The organism is Streptomyces sp. NPDC038280 (genome assembly GCF_055600045.1).
Genome location: NZ_JBVJYZ010000027.1, coordinates 1 through 17,078 on the forward strand (window position 1 = coordinate 1; position 17,078 = coordinate 17,078).

Consider the following 17,078-nt stretch of genomic DNA (forward strand, 5'->3'; position numbering starts at 1 on the left):
CACACCTACAACCACCACCGCAGCCACACCGCACTCGACGGACACCCACCCATCAACCGCGTCAACAACCCTCCGGGTCAATACAGCTAGGTCGTGTCCTCCGGATCGTGCCGCGGGCCGGCCCATGAGGCCCAGCCCGTCGAGCCGGGTGTGCGCCGGGGGCGTACACCCGCTGATCTTGATGTGACCCGGTTCACCCCCAACGCGTGGCCCCAACCCGCGTAATGATCGACGCCGACCCCGCTCTCTCCGTGTGGACGCATCCGTCCGCACATGGAATGGAGGCCGTTGGCAATGACTGGTTCGGGGGCCAAGACCGCAGTGGAATGGCTCGTCTCGGCGGCGCCGGATCCCGACGCCTGCCGGTGGGAATGGGAGCGCAACCCCCTCGGGGTGGCGCTGCTGCCCGCCGGCCGGCGCTGGGACGTGCTCATCCTGCCGGGCGAGCTCGGCTGTCCGACGCTCGACGTGCTGGCACGGCTCGTCGACCGGCCGGGCCCCGTCCTCGCCGACCTCGGCGACGCCCGCACGGGCTTCTTCGTCCCCCCGGGCACGGCCGCGCGCTGGCTCGGCACCGGCGTGCGCAGCGCCGGCCGGGGGACCTGGATCGTCGTCCCCTACCCCGGCCGGGCCACCGGCGGAGTGCGCTGGCTGGTGCCGCCGGACGGCACCGGGACCCTTACCGACGCCGCGCTGCTGGAGCTCGCGATGCACGAGGCCGCGGGCCAACTGGCCCGCCAGGAAAGGGGCGAGGGAGGCAGGTGAACCACCAGAGGTATTGACCACCTGATTGGTCTGGACCATGCTGTGCCGCGCTCCCCCGATTCCCCCACTCCCGGAGGCAGTTGTGGACCGCACCAGACCTCTCGCCGTCGCCGTGGCGGCCGTCCTCGCCGCGGGCGGACTCGTCGCCTCGACCCAGGGCGCGCACGCCGCCGACACCGACCTGGCCCGCAACGGCGGCTTCGAATCCGGCCTGGACGGCTGGAGTTGTACGGCGGGCAGTGGTGCCGTCGTCTCCACGCCGGTGCACGGCGGGACCAAGGCGCTCCGGGCGACCCCGGCGGGCAGCGACAACGCCAAGTGCTCCCAGACCGTCACCGTGAAGCCCAACTCGGCCTATCAACTGAGCGGTTGGGTGCGTGGCGACTATGTGTACCTCGGAGCCTCCGGCACCGGCACCACCGACGTCTCCACCTGGACCCAGTCCGCCCCCGACTGGCAGCGGCTGACGACCACCTTCACCACGGGCGCCGCGACGACCACGGTGACGATCTACACCCATGGCTGGTACGGCACCTCGGCCTATCACGCCGACGACCTCACCCTGGTGGGCCCCGGGGGCGACCCGGTCGGGATACCGGCCGCCCCCACCGGACTGACCGCGGGCACTCCCACCTCCACGTCCGTCCCGCTCTCCTGGTCGGCCGTCCCCGGCGCCACCGGCTACACCGTCCACCAGGGCGGCGCCAAGGCCCTGAACGTGACCGGGACTTCGGCGACCGTCACCGGACTGACCCCCGCGACCTCGTACGTCTTCCAGGTCACCGCCACCAACAGCGCCGGCGAATCCCCGAAGTCCGCCGCCGTCACGGCCACGACCAAGAGCGGCGGCACCCCGACGCCGGGCCTGCCCGCCCACGCGCTCGTCGGCTATCTGCACGCGAGCTTCGCCAACGGCTCCGGCTACACCCGGATGGCCGACGTCCCCGACTCCTGGGACGTCATCAACCTCGCCTTCGGCGAGCCCACCTCGGTGACCTCCGGGGACATCCGCTTCCGCCTCTGCCCCGCCACCGAATGCCCGGGCGTCGAGTCCGCCGCCGACTTCAAGGCCGCCATCAAGGCCAAGCAGGCCGCCGGCAAGAAGGTCCTTATCTCCATCGGCGGCCAGAACGGCCAGGTCCAGCTCGCCGGCACGACCGCCCGCGACACCTTCGTCTCATCCGTCGCGAAGATCATCGACGAGTACGGTCTCGACGGCCTCGACATCGACTTCGAGGGCCACTCCCTGTCCCTGAACACAGGTGACACGGACTTCCGCAGCCCCACCAGCCCCGTGATCGTCAACCTGATCTCGGCAGTGAAGACCCTCAAGGCCAGATACGGCCCCGGCTTCGTGCTGACCATGGCCCCCGAGACCTTCTTCGTCCAGCTCGGCCACCAGTACTACGGCTCGGGCCCCTGGGGCGGTCAGGACCCGCGCGCCGGCGCCTACCTCCCGGTCATCCACGCCCTGCGCGACGACCTCACCCTGCTGCACGTCCAGGACTACAACTCCGGCCCGATCATGGGACTGGACGACCAGTACCACTCCATGGGCGGCGCCGACTTCCACATCGCCATGACGGACATGCTGCTCACCGGCTTCCCCGTCGCCGGCAACACCGACAGGGTCTTCCCCGCCCTGCGCCCCGACCAGGTGGCGATCGGCCTGCCGGCCTCGACCCAGGCGGGCAACGGGCACACGGCCCCGGCCGAGGTCACCAAGGCGCTGGACTGCCTGACGAGGGGGACGAACTGCGGCTCGTACCGGACGCACGGCACCTGGCCCGGGCTGCGCGGACTGATGACCTGGTCCATCAACTGGGACCGGTTCAACGCCTGGGAGTTCTCCAGGAACTTCGACGCATACCCCTGGAGCTGACCAGCAGCACCGCCCCGAACAGGAGCAGGCTCCCCAGCACGTCCAGCGGCCAGTGGTAGCCGCGCAGAACCAGGCCGATGCCCGTCGCCGCCGTCAGGAACGCGGCGACGGGCATCAGGCGTCTGTCGACCAGGAGCGCCGCGCCGACGTACGCCACCATCGCGGTGGCCGTGTGGCCCGACGGGTAGTAGCCGGTCTCGGCCGTGAGCGGGCCCGTCCGGTCGGTCAGCAGCTTGAGTGGGACGACCAGAGCCGGGACGAGAGCCATCGCGAGGGCCGCGTACAGCGCCTGGAGACGGCGCCCGCGCCACACCGCGTAGCCGAGAGCGGCCGCCAGCACGGGAAGGGCGACGGCCATACTGCCGAGGTCGGCGCCGAGTTCGGTGAGCCGGTCCGGAACGCGGCCGACGAGGGCGTGACCGAGGCGTTCGTCCAGCCGGGCGAGAGGTCCCTCGGCGACGACCTGCCAGGTCGTGAGCGCGAAGAGGACGGCACAGAGACCGAGAAGGACCGGGAAGTAAGCCGGCCGTCCCGGAACAGGGGGGGAGGTTCCGGGACGGCCGGCTTGACCGGTTTGCCGCGCGCCCCGGGGGGTGTGGGGCGGGCGGCCATCCGATCGGTGAGGAGTTCCGGAGCCCAGGGCCCCGGTGGTGTGCGCGAGGGCACGGTCAGGACGGGGCTGGGGATGCTCCGGCCTGGGTTCGCCCGCAGTCTCCTGCGAGCGGGGTGTTTCTCTCATCTGCGAAAACCGTACGGCAGAGAAAGGGGGACCGACAGCCGGATCTCCATCCCGCCATCGGCCCCCCACAGCTTCTTCACACAGGGCGTCAGATCGTGGCGAACGCGCTCTCGATGACGTCCAGGCCCTCGTTCAGCAGGTCCTCGCCGATGACCAGCGGCGGCAGGAAGCGCAGCACGTTGCCGTAGGTGCCACAGGTCAGGACCAGCACGCCCTCGGCGTGGCAGGCCTTCGCCAGCGCGCCGGCGGCCTCCGGGTTCGGCTCCTTGGTCGCCGGGTCCTTCACCAGCTCGATCGCGATCATGGCGCCGCGGCCGCGGATGTCACCGATGATCGAGCCGTTCGGCAGGTTCTTCTGCATCTCCGTGAGGCGGCCCTTCATGACCTCCTCGATACGCTTGGCCTTGCCGTTGAGGTCGAGCTCCCGCATCGTCTCGATGGAGCCGAGGGCACCGGCGCACGCCACCGGGTTGCCGCCGTAGGTGCCGCCCAGGCCGCCACCGTGCACGGAGTCCATGATCTCGGCGCGGCCGGTCACGGCGGCGAGCGGCAGACCGCCCGCGATGCCCTTGGCGGTGGTGATCAGGTCCGGGACGATGCCCTCGTCCTCGCACGCGAACCACTGGCCGGTGCGGCAGAAGCCGGACTGGATCTCGTCCGCGACGAAGACGATGCCGTTGTCGTTGGCGAACTTCACGATCGCCGGCAGGAAGCCCTTGGCCGGCTCGATGAAGCCGCCCTCGCCGAGGACCGGCTCGATGATGATCGCGGCGACGTTCTCGGCGCCGATCTGCTTGGTGATGTTGTCGATCGCCTGCGCGGCGGCCTCGGGGCCGCAGTTGTCGGCGCCGGTGGGCCAGCGGTAGCCGTACGCCACCGGGACGCGGTAGACCTCGGGCGCGAACGGCCCGAAGCCCTGCTTGTACGGCATGTTCTTCGAGGTCAGAGCCATCGTGAGGTTCGTACGGCCGTGGTAGCCGTGGTCGAAGACGACGACGGCCTGGCGCTTGGTGTACGAACGGGCGATCTTGACCGCGTTCTCCACGGCCTCGGCGCCCGAGTTGAACAGCGCGGACTTCTTGGCGTGGTCGCCCGGGGTCAGCTCGGCGAGCGCCTCACAGACCTCGACGTAGCCCTCGTACGGCGTGACCATGAAACAGGTGTGGGTGAAGTCCTGCAGCTGGGCGGAGGCCCGGCGCACGACGGCCTCGGCCGAGGCGCCCACGGAGGTCACGGCGATGCCGGAGCCGAAGTCGATGAGGCGGTTGCCGTCCACGTCCTCGATGACGCCGCCGCCGGCGCGCGCCGTGAAGACGGGGAGCACGGAGCCGACGCCGCCCGCGACCGTGGACAGACGACGGGCCTGAAGCTCCTGCGACTTCGGGCCGGGAATGGCGGTGACGACGCGGCGCTCCTGCGGAATTGCGCTCATGAGGGCTCCTGGGGTGTTTCCGGACGCTTTCAGGGATTCTTTTCGCAGGTTAGGTCCGCCGGTGGGGGGTGGGCATGCTCCGTTCGGGAGTGGTGCGGGTGTGTCGTTGTCCGCGGCGGACATAGAGGGGGTGGGGAGCGGGGCCCGCGCGGGCGTGGAGCGGCGTGGCGCGGGCGCGGCAGTCGGCGGCGGCAGCCGGGACGGACCTGACCGCGACGCCGCCAAATAGGGCCCACGCGCGCGGAACCGCACTAGATTGACCGAGGCACAGACGCGCGACCCGGCAGGTCAGGGGGCAGGGGTTCATGGACACCGACGGCATGTACGAATCGCACAGCACGCGCGCCAATCCCGTGCCGCGCCCTGCGGCGCCACCTGTGCCCACCCATGCGCCGGCCCCTTCGCACGGGGCTTCGCTCGTGGACTGGCTGCGCATCTCCCGGCCGGAGGCGGAGCCGGGCACCTGGCGCCAGGGGTATGTGCCGCGACCGGTGGAGGAGCCCGAACAAGTGCCCGGGCGGCAGCTGCTGAGCGGTGCGCTGATCTCCTTTCTCGCCGCGTGGCTGATCTGGTCGCTCTACGTCAACTACTACATCCCGTACTGGCTGGACCCGCACTTCTGGACGGGCGCGCTGGTCATGCTGACCGACAGCGCCGTCGGCAAGGGCATCATCGGCGGGATTGTCGATGTGCTGATGGTCGTCGGGCTTCTCGTTTTCTTCGGTCGCCTCGGCCGATGGGTGGATGTGGGTCGCAGGTACCTGCTGCCCTTGATCGGCTACGGCCGTCCGGGCCACAAGCCACCCCGGGCGGAGCCTTCCGTCCAGGCCGGCTCGGCCACCGACCGCGCGGAGTGGCCGGAACTGCGTGCGGCGGGTCAGCTGGCCGTCGCCGACCGGCTGGCCAAGGAAGCGCGCTCCGGCCGGATGAACGATGTCGACTTCGCACGGATCCGTCGTGCGTGGCACTCGGTGCAAGCGAACCCCTCCCGACTGGGCGCGTTCGTCGACGCGGCCCTGCGCCATGGCGCAGCAGCGTTCGCTCACCCCTCGGGTGAACGGGATCTGCCCGTCCGTACGGCCCGCCACGACCTGGTCGTCCACCAAGTGAAGATCGGGACCGCTGCCGCAGGCGAACGCAACCCCTACGCCCGCCGCACCACCGGCGTCGCCCTCGAGCCCTCTCTGCTCGGGACCTCGCTGCTCGCCGTCGGGCCCGCCGGGTCCGGGAAGACCGTGCGGCTCGTGCGGCCCGTGGTCGAGTCGCTCTGCCTCCAGGCGCTCGCCAACCGCGCCGCCGTCATCGCCGTCACCGCCCAGGGCACCGCCCTCGCCCCCGACGCCGCCTTCGACGTGGTCGTGTCCGTCGGCCGCGCCGACTCCACCCACGACCTCGATCTGTACGGCGGCGCCGACGACCCCGACGAGGCCGCCCGGATCCTCGCCGAGGCGCTCGTGGGCGATCTCGTCACCGACAGCCGCCGGGCCGCCACCGCGCTCGCCCAGCTCATCGGCCCCCACCGCGCCGCCCACGGCCGCTTCCCGGCCGTGCCCGAGCTGCGGGAGCTGCTCGGCGGGTCGCCCGACGCCCTCGCCCAGCTCCGCGCCGCCGTCGCCGACGACCCCGCCCAGCTGCGCGAACTCGACGCCCGCGCACGGCAGTCGGACCGCGGCGACGACATTGGGGTACTGCTCGCCGAGCGCATCGCCTTCCTGGACCGGCCCGCCTTCGCCCGGTTCTTCCGCACGGACGCCCCCGAGGGCCAGTTCTCGCTGCGCACCATCGCCCACCCGCTGCGGGTCCGGATCGACCTGCCCGAGCGCGGTCACGCCGAGGCGTCCCGGATCGTCTCCCGCCTCCTCCTCGCGCAGTTCGCCGAGGCCGCCCTCACCCGCGGCGACCGCTCCCTCTTCGCCTGTCTGGTCCTGGACGACGCGACGTACACCGTCACCGCCGACTCCGTACGCGCCCTCCAGCGTCTGCGCTCCGTCCACGCCGGGGTCGTCCTCGCCCTGCGCAGCCTGGAGGACGTACCGGAGGCGCTGCGGGGGCCGCTGCTCGGCGCGGTCGGCTGCCGGATGGCGTTCGCCGGGCTCGCCCCGTGGGACGGCGGCAGGTTCGCCGAGACCTGGGGGACCGAGTGGGTGCAGACCCGGGACGTCACCAACCGGCAGATCATCTCCGACGAGCCCCTCACCAAGGCGCTGCACTTCATGCGGCGCCTGGTCACCGGCAAGGCGGCGACCGCGGAGGCGGTCACCGTCCGGGAGGTGGAGCGCCAGCGCTGGTCGGCCTCCGACCTGGCCCACCACGTCCCCGCCGGTCACGCCGTGCTGTCGCTGACGAACGTCCGGGGCGAGCACACCCCGCCGCTGCTGGTGGACCTGCGGGGCTGAGCGCCTGCCGCGCCACCGACCCGTACGCCCTGGCAGAATCGGGGTACGCCGTTCATACGGGACGGCGAAATCCCCAGCCAAAGGTCCGACGGTGCCATGCCGCCCACGCTCGCCTCGCTCGTCCAGCACTCCGCGCTCAAACTCACCGTGCGCGCGGGTGAGGACCGCCTCGGCACCGCCGTCCGCTGGGCGCATGTGAGCGAGCTCGAGGACCCCACCCCGTACATGGAGGGCGGCGAGCTCCTCCTCGTCACCGCCATGAAGCTCCATGCCGAGGACCCCGAGGCGATGCGCCGCTACGTCCGGCGGCTCGCCGGCGCCGGGGTCGTCGGCCTCGGCTTCGCCATCGGCGTCAACTACGACGCGATCCCGCAGGCGCTCGTCGACGCGGCGCGCGAGCAGGACATGCCGCTGCTCGAGGTGCCCCGGCGCACACCGTTCCTGGCGATCAGCAAGGCCGTGTCGGCGGCGATCGCCGCCGACCAGTACCGGGCAGTGACCGCCGGGTTCGAGGCCCAGCGCGAAATGACCCGGGCGGCGCTGGCGGAGGGACCGGACGCGGTGGTCGCCCGGCTGGCCGCGCACGTCGACGGCTGGGCGGCGCTGTACGACACCTCCGGCGCGGTCCTCGCGGCGTCACCGGAATGGGCGGCGCGGCGGGCGGCCCGGCTCACCAGTGACGTGGAACGGCTGCGCGAGCGGCCCGCCCCGGCCAGCGCGGTCGTCGGCGGCACGGAGGACCGGGTCGAGCTGCAGTCCCTGGGCACGGGGCGGCGGGTGCGCGGCGCCCTCGCGGTCGGCACCGGCGCGCCGCTGGGCACGGCCGAGCGGTACGCCGTGCACTCCGCGATCGCGCTGCTCACGCTCACCACGGAACGCTCCCGCTCCCTGCAGGCGGCCGAACAGCGGCTCGGCGCGGCGGTCCTGCGGATGATGCTCTCCGGCCAGCCGGACCACGCCCGGGCGGTGGCGGGCGACCTCTACGGCGAGCTGCTCGACGCGCCGTTCCGGCTGCTGATCGCCGAGGCCGCCGGCGAACGGGACCCGTCGGCCGAGGCGCCCCTGCCGACGCTGGCCGAGTCCCTGGAGACGGCGGCGGCGCGCGCTGGGGAAGCGGTACTGGCCGTGCCGGAGGGCGACGAACGCCTGGTCGTCCTCGCGGGCGACGGGGGCGCTGTGGTCACCGCGTGCGACGCCTACGCCGAGCAGGAGGCGGAGGAGGCGGGCGTGGTGATCGGCCTCTCCGCCCCGGCCGGCCCCATCGCGACGGCGGCCGCGTACAAGCAGGCCGAACAGTCGCTCTCGGTGGCCCGCCGCAGGGGCCGCGCCCTGGTCGAGCACGAGGAACTGGCCGCCGGCTCGGTCCTCCCCCTCCTCGCCGACGACGCGGTCCGCGCCTTCGCGGACGGGATGCTCCGCGCCCTCCACGAACACGACGCCACGGGCCGCGGCGACCTGGTCGCCTCCCTGCGCGCCTGGCTCTCCCGCCACGGCCAGTGGGACGCGGCGGCCGCCGACCTCGGCGTCCACCGCCACACACTGCGCTACCGCATGCGCCGGGTGGAGGAGATCCTGGGCCGCTCCCTGGACGACCCGGACGTCCGGATGGAGCTGTGGCTGGCACTGAAGGCGACGGGGGAGGGGCGGGAGCGGGAGTAAGGAGGTGGTCGTAGGCGGTGAACAGCCTCTCGTCGACGACCGGTCGTCGGTACGGGCCGCCCGGCGTGCCTGGCTCGGGAGCGACGCGCGGGACGTCCCCGCGGCCCTCTCCGTACGTTCCCGGACACGCGACCGTGCCCGGGCGCCCCGGCGGGCTGTGCCCGGCGGGCGGGGCGGAAGCCCAGGCGGCCCGTGGGCCTCGGCCCGCGGGCGTGCGTGCGGCCGATCCGCGCCCGGCAGATGCCCGGCAGGCGGGGCGGGAGCCCAGGCGGGCCGTGGGGCCCTCGGCCCGCGGGCGAGGCCCCGCACACGCCCGGCGGGTGGGGGAAGCCCTGCCGGGCCGTGGAGCCCTCGGCTCGCGTGAGCGGGCGTGCGGCCGATCCGCCCCCCGCACATGCCCGGCGGGCGGGGCGGAAGCCCAGCCGGGCCGCAGGGTCCTCGGCTCGCGTGAGCGGGCGTGCGGCCGATCCGCCCCCCCACACATGCCACCGCAGCCCGCGCCCGCTCGTCGCTGTCCTCTGCGGTCAGCTCCCCACGTACGCCGCGAGGTGCTCGCCCGTCAGCGTGGAGCGGGCGGCGACGAGGTCGGAGGGTGTGCCTTGGAAGACGACTCGGCCGCCGTCGTGGCCGGCGCCCGGGCCGAGGTCGATGATCCAATCGGCGTGGGCCATGACCGCCTGGTGGTGCTCGACGACGATGACCGACTTGCCGGACTCGACGAGCCGGTCGAGCAGGCCGAGCAATTGCTCCACGTCCGCGAGGTGCAGACCCGCGGTCGGCTCGTCCAGGACGTAGACGCCGCCCTTCTCGGCCATGTGCGTGGCCAGCTTGAGCCGCTGCCGCTCCCCGCCGGACAGCGTGGTCAGCGGCTGGCCGAGGGTGAGGTAGCCGAGCCCGACGTCGGCGAGCCGGCCGAGGATGCGGTGGGCCGCGGGCGTACGCGCCTCGCCGGCGCCGAAGAACTCCTCGGCCTCGGTCACCGACATCGCGAGCACCTCGCTGATGTCGCGGCCGCCGAGGTGATGGTCGAGTACCGAGGCCTCGAACCGCTTCCCCTCGCACTCCTCGCAGGTGGTGGCCACGCCCGCCATCATCGCCAGGTCGGTGTAGATGACTCCGGCGCCGTTGCAGGTGGGGCAGGCGCCCTCCGAGTTGGCGCTGAACAGCGCCGGCTTCACGCCGTTGGCCTTGGCGAACGCCTTGCGGATCGGGTCGAGCAGCCCGGTGTACGTCGCCGGGTTGCTCCGCCGCGAGCCACGGATCGCGCCCTGGTCGACCGACACCACCTCCGCGCCGGCGGCCCCTGAACCGTTGACCAGCGATCCGTGCACGAGCGAGCTCTTGCCGGAGCCGGCGACGCCGGTGACGACGACGAGCACTCCGAGCGGGATGTCGACGTCGACGTCGCGCAGGTTGTGCGTGGTCGCGCCGCGGATCTCCAGCGTGCCGGTGGACTCGCGCACCGTCTCCTTGACGGCTGCCCGGTCGTCGAAATGCCGGCCGGTGACGGTGCCGCCGGTCCGCAGCCCCTCGACGGTGCCCTCGAAGCAGACGGTGCCGCCGGCCGTACCGGCGCCGGGGCCGAGGTCGACGACATGGTCGGCGATCGCGATCGTCTCCGGCTTGTGCTCCACGACGAGCACGGTGTTGCCCTTGTCCCGCAGCCTCAGCAGCAGGTCGTTCATCCGCTGGATGTCATGGGGGTGCAGCCCGATGGTGGGCTCGTCGAAGACGTAGGTGACGTCGGTGAGCGAGGAACCGAGGTGGCGGATCATCTTGACGCGCTGCGCCTCGCCGCCCGACAGCGTGCCCGACGGCCGGTCGAGGGAGAGATAGCCGAGGCCGATCTCCACGAACGAGTCGAGCGTCTGCCGCAGCGCGCCGAGCAGCGGTGCCACGGACGGCTCGTCGAGGCCGCGGACCCACTCCGCCAGGTCGCTGATCTGCATCGCGCACGCGTCGGCGATGTTGATCCTGCCGATCCGTGACGAGCGGGCGGCCTCGCTGAGCCGGGTGCCCTCGCACTCCGGGCAGGTGGTGAAGGTGACCGCCCGGTCCACGAACTCACGGATGTGCGGCTGCATCGCCGCCCGGTCCTTGGACAGGAAGGACTTCTGGATCTTGGGGATCAGCCCCTCATAGGTGAGGTTCACGCCCTCGACCTTCACCTTGGTCGGCTCCCGGTAGAGGAAGTCCTGCATCTCCCTCTTGGTGTACTCGCGGATCGGCTTGTCCGGGTCGAGGAGGCCCGACTCGGCGTAGACCCGCACGGTCCAGAAGCTGTCCGACTTCCAGCCGGGGATGGTGAACGCGCCCTCGGCGAGCGACTTGGAGTCGTCGTAGAGCTGGGAGAGATCGATGTCCGAGACCGTGCCCCGGCCTTCGCAGCGCGTACACATGCCGCCGGTGCGGGTGAAGGTCCGCTTGACGGTCTTGGTCTTGTCGGCCCCGCGGTCGACCTTGAACGCACCGCTCGCCTGGACCGAGGCGACGTTGAAGGAGAACGCCTGGGGCGAGCCGATGTGCGGCTCGCCCAGCCGGCTGAAGAGGATGCGCAGCATCGCGTGGGCGTCGGTGACGGTGCCGACCGTGGAGCGCGGGTCGGCGCCCATCCGCTGCTGGTCGACGATGATCGCGGTCGTCAGCCCTTCCAGTACGTCGACCTCGGGCCGCGCCAGCGTCGGCATGAAGCCCTGCACGAACGCGCTGTAGGTCTCGTTGATCAGCCGCTGCGACTCCGCGGCGATCGTGCCGAACACCAGCGAGCTCTTGCCCGAGCCGGAGACGCCGGTGAACACCGTCAGCCGGCGCTTCGGGATCTCGACCTTCACGTCCTTGAGGTTGTTCACGCGCGCCCCGTGCACGCGGATCAGATCGTGGCTGTCGGCACCCTGCGGCTCGGGCGACTGCCGGTCCGTCCTCGCGGCCTTGCTCATCGTGTCTCCATCTGTGAGGTGGGACCGCGTTCGCGGCCTGGCGTCGGCGTCGCGCATCAGCTCGCGGCCGGGCATCTCGTTCACTCGCGTCGCGCGCGGGGCGGGTTCACCGGCGGGGCAGCGCCCGGCCGGCGGGACCCGAGCTCACCGACTGCGGGGCTGGCTGAAGCGCAGCATGTTGCCGGAGGGGTCGCGGAAGGCGCAGTCGCGGACGCCGTACGGCTGGTCGATCGGCTCCTGCAGGACCTCGCCACCGGCGGCGCGGATGCGCTCGAAGGTGGCGTCGCAGTCGTCGGTCCTGAAGATGACGCCGCGCAGCAGCCCCTTCGCCAGCAGTTCCGCCATGGCTTCCTTGTCGGCGGCCGAGGCGTTCGGGTCCGCGAGCGGCGGCTCGAGCACGATCTCCACGTCCGGCTGTGAGGGCGAGCCGACGGTCACCCAGCGCATCCCCTCGAAGCCGACGTCGTTGCGCACGTCGAGACCGAGCACGTCGCGGTAGAAGACGAGTGCCTTGTCATGGTCGTCAACGGCGATGAAGCACTGTGAGAGCTTGATGTCCATGCGTTTCACGCTACGGTCGGGGGCGCCGGTTTGGCTTCTCCATTCCTGACCGGTCGCGTGTGAACCTTGGCGACGCAGGCCGGGACGGCCGCCCCCTCGTCATGGCCGCGGGCCCGGTACGCGCTCGGGCTCTCGCCGACCAGTTCGGTGAACCGCGAGCTGAACGACCCCAGCGATGTGGAGCCGACCGCGAAGCAGACCTCCGTCACCGACAGGTCGCCCCGCCGCAGCAGCGCCTTGGCCCGCTCGATCCGGCGCGTCATCAGATAGCTGTACGGCGTCTCCCCGAAGGCGGCACGGAAGCTGCGGGAGAAGTGGCCCGGCGACATGAGAGCGGTCCGCGCCAGCGCCGGAACGTCGAGCGGCTTCGCGTAGTCGCGATCCATCAGGTCACGTGCCCGGCGCAGCCGGACCAGGTCCTCCAACGTCACCCGACCACCATCCCACAGCGCCCGGCGCCGGCGTCGGCGATCACGAGGCCCGGCCGCCCGACAGCGCAGAGCGCCGATGCCCGACTGCCCGACAGCACAGAGCGCCGGCACCCGGGCGCTCGACACCACATAGCGCCGACGCCCGGGCGCCGCGGAACGCGATCCGTGGACTGCTGCCGGAGGCCGGCGGCGAGCCGGCCCCCGCCCCGGGCCCCCGGCCGCGCACCCCAACCCCCGCCCCTGTGCCCGAACTCGGGCAAAATTGTTGGCGATGAGGCTCCGCTCTGCCTAATCTCCTGGGCATGACAAGGCGCGCCGTCGATCCCGCATCCGACACCCTGCGGGACTCCGTCCCCCACGCCCCCGGCCCCCGCCGGATATCCGGTGCCGTCTGGGCCGCCCTGCTCATCGTCTACATCGTCTGGGGATCCACCTACCTCGGCATCCGCGTCGTCGTCGAGACCATGCCGCCCTTCCTCTCCGCCGGCGCCCGCTTCGTCGTCGCCGGCCTGCTGCTCGCCGGGCTGCTCGCATGGCGGCACGGGGTCGCGGTGCTCAAGGTGACCCGCGCCCAGCTGCTCTCCACCTCGGTCGTCGGGCTGCTGCTCCTTCTCGGCGGAAACGGGCTCGTCGTGCTCGCCGAGACCTCCGTGCCCTCCGGGCTGGCCGCGCTGCTCATCGCCGTCGTGCCCGCCTGGGTCGTACTGCTGCGGACCGGGTTCGGGGAGCGGCCCGGGCTGGGGGCCGTCTGCGGGGTGCTCCTCGGGCTCGCCGGACTCGGCGTGCTGACCCTGCCGGGGCTCAGTGGCGACGTGCGGCTCAGCGGCGTCCTCACCGTGATCGTGGCGACCGTCCTGTGGTCCGTCGGCTCCTTCGCCCCGTCCAGGGTCCCGATGCCGAAGAACCCCTTCTCCGCCAGCGCCTACGAGATGGTCGCCGGCGGCCTCGGCTGCCTCGCCGTCGGGTTCCTGCGCGGCGAGCAGCACGGCCTCGACGTCACCGCCTTCTCCGCCCGTTCCTGGACCGCCCTCGCCTATCTGGTGCTCTTCGGGTCGCTCCTCGCCTTCACCGCGTACGCCTGGCTACTGCAGACCGCCCCGCTCTCCCTGGTCGCCACCTACGCCTACGTCAACCCGGTCGTCGCCGTCCTCCTGGGCGCCCTCGTCCTCGACGAGGCACTTACCTGGCCCATCGCGATCGGCGGCGCCGTGGTCGTCGCCGGCGTCTGTCTCATCGTCTCCACCGAGCGCCGGCGCTGAGCGCATCCGCCAAAGCGGAGGGGCGCGGCCCCGGACTTCTCCATCACGGACAAACGACGGTCCGGCCCCTCGGCCCTACCGTGTGAGAGGAAGAACCCCACCACTGCGGAAAGGGCCGGGACACGCGATGACTGTCACCCACGGCTTCTGGCTCGCCGGCCGCGAGGCGACCGGCGAGAGCACCTTCGACGTCACCTCCCCCTGGGACGGCCGTCTCGTCGGCAAGGTCAGCGTGCCCTCCGAGGCTCAGGTCGAAGAGGCCGTGGCCGCCGCCCACGCCGTCGTGGACGAGTTCGCCGCGACCCCCGCCCACGTCCGCGCCGCCGCCCTCGACCACGTGTCGAAGCGGCTCGTCGAGCGCACCGAGGAGATCGCCGAGCTGATCTCCGCCGAGAACGGCAAGCCGATCAAGTGGGCGCGCGGTGAGGTCGGCCGTGCCGTCTCCGTTTTCCGCTTCGCGGCCGAGGAGGCCCGCCGCTTCAACGGTGGCGAGGCTCAGCGCCTCGACACCGACGCGGGCGGCACCGGCCGGCTCGCGCTCACCCGCCGGATGCCCAAGGGTGTCGTCCTCGGCATCGCGCCGTTCAACTTCCCGCTGAACCTGAGCGCCCACAAGGTCGCCCCGGCCATCGCCGTCGGCGCCCCGATCATCCTCAAGCCGGCCCCCGCCACGCCGATCTCCGCCCTCGTCCTGGGCGAGCTGCTGGCCGAGACCGACCTGCCCGCCGGTTCCTGGTCGGTCCTCACCGTCCCGAACGAGCGGATGCCCGCCCTCGTCCAGGACGAGCGCCTCCCGGTCATCTCCTTCACCGGCTCCGACAAGGTCGGCTTCGCCATCCAGGACTCGGTGCCGCGCAAGCACTGCACCCTGGAACTCGGCGGCAACGCCGCGGCCGTCGTCCTCGCCGACTGGGCGAGCGAGGCGGACCTGGACTGGGCGGCGACCCGTATCGCCACCTTCTCCAACTACCAGGGCGGGCAGTCCTGCATCTCCGTGCAGCGCGTGATCGCCGACGCCTCCGTCTACGACCGCCTGCTCCCCAGGATCGTCGCGGCCGTCGAAGCACAGGTCACCGGTGACCCGTCCGACTCCGCCACCGACGTCGGCCCGCTCGTCAACGAGGACGCGGCCAAGCGCGTCGAGGCCTGGGTCGACGAGGCCGTCGCCGCCGGCGCGAGCCTGCTCGCCGGCGGCAAGCGCGAGGGCGCCAGCTACGCGCCGACCGTGCTGGCCGACGTCCCCGCCGATGTCACCCTCGCCTGCGAGGAGGTCTTCGGACCGGTCCTGACCGTCAGGAAGGTCGACGGCGAGGCCGAGGCGTTCGCCGCGGTCAACGACTCCAAGTACGGCCTCCAGGCCGGTGTCTTCACCCACGACCTGCAGACCGCCTTCCGCGCCCACCGCGCGCTGGAGGTCGGCGGAGTGATCGTCGGCGACGTCCCGTCCTACCGCGCCGACCAGATGCCGTACGGCGGAGCCAAGCAGTCCGGCGTCGGCCGCGAGGGCGTCCGCTACGCCATGGACGACTACACCTACGAGCGCGTGCTGGTCCTCACCGGACTGGCGCTCTAGTACCGCCCGCGGTACCCGAGACCGACGGCCGGAGCCCACTGTGCGGGGGCTCCGGCCGTCCCCCTTTCTACCCCCTCTGACCTGCGGAAACAGTCGGATCTTGGCTGGTTCCCGTGGCGCACGTCCCCGACCCGTGGGGCAAGGACGCCGCCGCGTTCGCCGACGTCGTCACCCTCGTCGAGGCCGGCGCCGCCCGGCACCTTCCGTAGAACCCGCGCCAGTCAGCCGGACGCGGCGGACAGGATGACGTCCACGAGCCTGTTCGCCGCGTCCGGCCTTCCGTGCGCCCGGGCCCGCTGCGCCATCGCCTCCCGCCGTGCGGGATCGATGAGGAGCGGGCCCACCGCGTCCCGCAGGCTCCCCGCCGTCACCTCACCGAGCAGCGCAATGGCGGCCCCGGCGTCCTCCAGGTGCCGCGCGTTGTGCGCCTGCTCGTTCCCGGCCGAGGAAGCGAGCGGTACGAACACCGCGGGCTTGCCCAGCGCGGTCAGCTCGGCGAGCGTCCCGGCGCCGCTCCGGGAGATCACGACGTCCGCCAGCGCCAGCACGTCGGGGAGCTCCGTGCCGACGAACCCGGCCAGGTAGTACCGGCCCGACACCTCCACAGGCAGAGCCGCCGCGCGCTGCCGCAGGCCTTCGACGTTGGCCGGCCCGCACTGGTGAATCACGTTCGCCCGCTCCAACAGCCACGGCAGTGCGTCCCGTACGACGTCGTTGATCTGCTGAGAGCCCTGCGCACCGCCGGTGACGTACACGGTCGGCAGACGCCGGTCGAAGCCATGCAGGGCCAGAGCCTCCACCGCGTTGTCGGCGTGCCCGGTCAGCACCTCGGGGCGGATCGGATTGCCGGTGACGACCGCAGCGCCCCGAACCGACTCCGGCAGAAGCGTCAGCGACGACTCCGACGACACCGCGATCCTCGTCGCCGAGCTCGCGAGCTTCCGGTTGGCCAGTCCCAGCCGCACGGTCTGCTCGTGGAGGACCAGCGGGCGGCGGCACATGCGGGCGGCCAGGCCGGCGGGGACAGCCACGTATCCGCCCGTGGCGAGCACTACATCCGGCCGGAAGTCGGCGACGATCTTCCGTGCCTGCGCCACGCCGAGCGGCACGCGCGCCATGTCCTTCATGTTCGCCGGGCTCACCATCTTGAGCGGGTTGCTGGAGCGGCGAATCTTGCCCGTGGCCACGGTCGTGAAGGCGATGCCTTCGGCTGGTGCCACCCGAGCCTCCAAGCCGTCCGCCGTGCCGATCCACAGGACCTCGACCGCCCTGCCGTCCGCCGCCAGCCGATGCTGGAGCGCGCGGATCGCGGTCAATGCGGGATAGGTGTGCCCCCCGGTTCCTCCCCCCGTGACGATCAGGCGGAAGCTGGCCGGGAGGCGAGAAGCACTATTCACTCGGCGCACCCTACTGGCCACACCCCCATCCGGTTCATGTTCCGGTCT

General features: G+C 72.3%; 12 protein-coding genes. 6 read left to right on the top strand and 6 right to left on the bottom strand.

What is annotated here, in order from left to right; translation table 11 throughout:
- Positions 1 to 294 precede the first annotated feature (294 nt).
- Both ACZ7J0_RS32785 and ACZ7J0_RS32790 read left to right on the top strand, forming a co-directional pair.
- Positions 295 to 765, top strand: coding sequence for a bifunctional DNA primase/polymerase (locus ACZ7J0_RS32785; protein WP_470893560.1), 471 nt, complete (start codon positions 295 to 297; stop codon positions 763 to 765).
- A 37-nt stretch (positions 766 to 802) separates the two neighbouring features.
- A complete protein-coding gene (locus ACZ7J0_RS32790) occupies positions 803 to 2,647 on the top strand; it encodes a chitinase (protein ID WP_470893660.1) in 1,845 nt (614 codons plus the stop codon).
- Here the strand turns inward: ACZ7J0_RS32790 and ACZ7J0_RS32795 are convergent.
- Complete coding sequence (locus tag ACZ7J0_RS32795; protein WP_470893562.1) at positions 2,598 to 3,386, bottom strand: phosphatase PAP2 family protein; 789 nt, start codon at positions 3,384 to 3,386, stop codon at positions 2,598 to 2,600. The two genes, ACZ7J0_RS32790 and ACZ7J0_RS32795, sit on opposite strands and share 50 nt — an antisense overlap.
- Before the next feature lie 88 nt (positions 3,387 to 3,474).
- Positions 3,475 to 4,818 carry a 4-aminobutyrate--2-oxoglutarate transaminase gene (gene gabT / locus ACZ7J0_RS32800; protein WP_470893564.1) on the bottom strand — a complete coding sequence of 448 codons (1,344 nt, stop codon included), beginning with the start codon at positions 4,816 to 4,818 and terminating at the stop codon, positions 3,475 to 3,477.
- A gap of 305 nt (positions 4,819 to 5,123) precedes the next feature.
- On the opposite strand from gabT, the gene ACZ7J0_RS32805 reads away from it, so the two are divergent.
- Positions 5,124 to 7,214, top strand: coding sequence for a type IV secretory system conjugative DNA transfer family protein (locus ACZ7J0_RS32805; RefSeq protein WP_470893566.1), 2,091 nt, complete (start codon positions 5,124 to 5,126; stop codon positions 7,212 to 7,214).
- A 96-nt stretch (positions 7,215 to 7,310) separates the two neighbouring features.
- A complete protein-coding gene (locus tag ACZ7J0_RS32810) occupies positions 7,311 to 8,873 on the top strand; it encodes a PucR family transcriptional regulator (RefSeq protein ID WP_470893568.1) in 1,563 nt (520 codons plus the stop codon).
- Between the two features lie 524 nt (positions 8,874 to 9,397).
- Here the strand turns inward: ACZ7J0_RS32810 and ACZ7J0_RS32815 are convergent.
- From ACZ7J0_RS32815 to ACZ7J0_RS32825, 3 genes are all read right to left on the bottom strand, one after another.
- Entirely contained in the window at positions 9,398 to 11,809 is a 2,412-nt protein-coding gene (locus ACZ7J0_RS32815) for an ATP-binding cassette domain-containing protein (protein WP_470893570.1), read from the bottom strand.
- Positions 11,810 to 11,953: 144 nt separating this feature from the next.
- Complete coding sequence (locus ACZ7J0_RS32820; protein WP_470893572.1) at positions 11,954 to 12,370, bottom strand: VOC family protein; 417 nt, start codon at positions 12,368 to 12,370, stop codon at positions 11,954 to 11,956.
- 5 nt (positions 12,371 to 12,375) lie between these two features.
- Positions 12,376 to 12,801 (bottom strand): helix-turn-helix domain-containing protein, encoded by a 426-nt coding sequence (locus tag ACZ7J0_RS32825; protein WP_470893574.1) that lies wholly within the window; start codon positions 12,799 to 12,801, stop codon positions 12,376 to 12,378.
- Positions 12,802 to 13,103: 302 nt separating this feature from the next.
- Between ACZ7J0_RS32825 and ACZ7J0_RS32830 the strand changes: the two genes are divergently transcribed.
- Together ACZ7J0_RS32830 and ACZ7J0_RS32835 are read left to right on the top strand one after the other, a co-directional pair.
- Positions 13,104 to 14,060, top strand: coding sequence for an EamA family transporter (locus ACZ7J0_RS32830; protein WP_470893575.1), 957 nt, complete (start codon positions 13,104 to 13,106; stop codon positions 14,058 to 14,060).
- Between the two features lie 127 nt (positions 14,061 to 14,187).
- Positions 14,188 to 15,633 (top strand): aldehyde dehydrogenase family protein, encoded by a 1,446-nt coding sequence (locus ACZ7J0_RS32835; RefSeq protein ID WP_470893577.1) that lies wholly within the window; start codon positions 14,188 to 14,190, stop codon positions 15,631 to 15,633.
- Positions 15,634 to 15,854: 221 nt separating this feature from the next.
- On the opposite strand, the gene ACZ7J0_RS32840 is transcribed toward ACZ7J0_RS32835, so the two are convergent.
- The gene (locus ACZ7J0_RS32840) at positions 15,855 to 17,030 is read right to left on the bottom strand and encodes a UDP-N-acetylglucosamine--N-acetylmuramyl-(pentapeptide) pyrophosphoryl-undecaprenol N-acetylglucosamine transferase (protein ID WP_470893579.1); all 1,176 of its coding nucleotides are present in this window, start codon (positions 17,028 to 17,030) and stop codon (positions 15,855 to 15,857) included.
- Between the last annotated feature and the right edge of the window lie 48 nt (positions 17,031 to 17,078).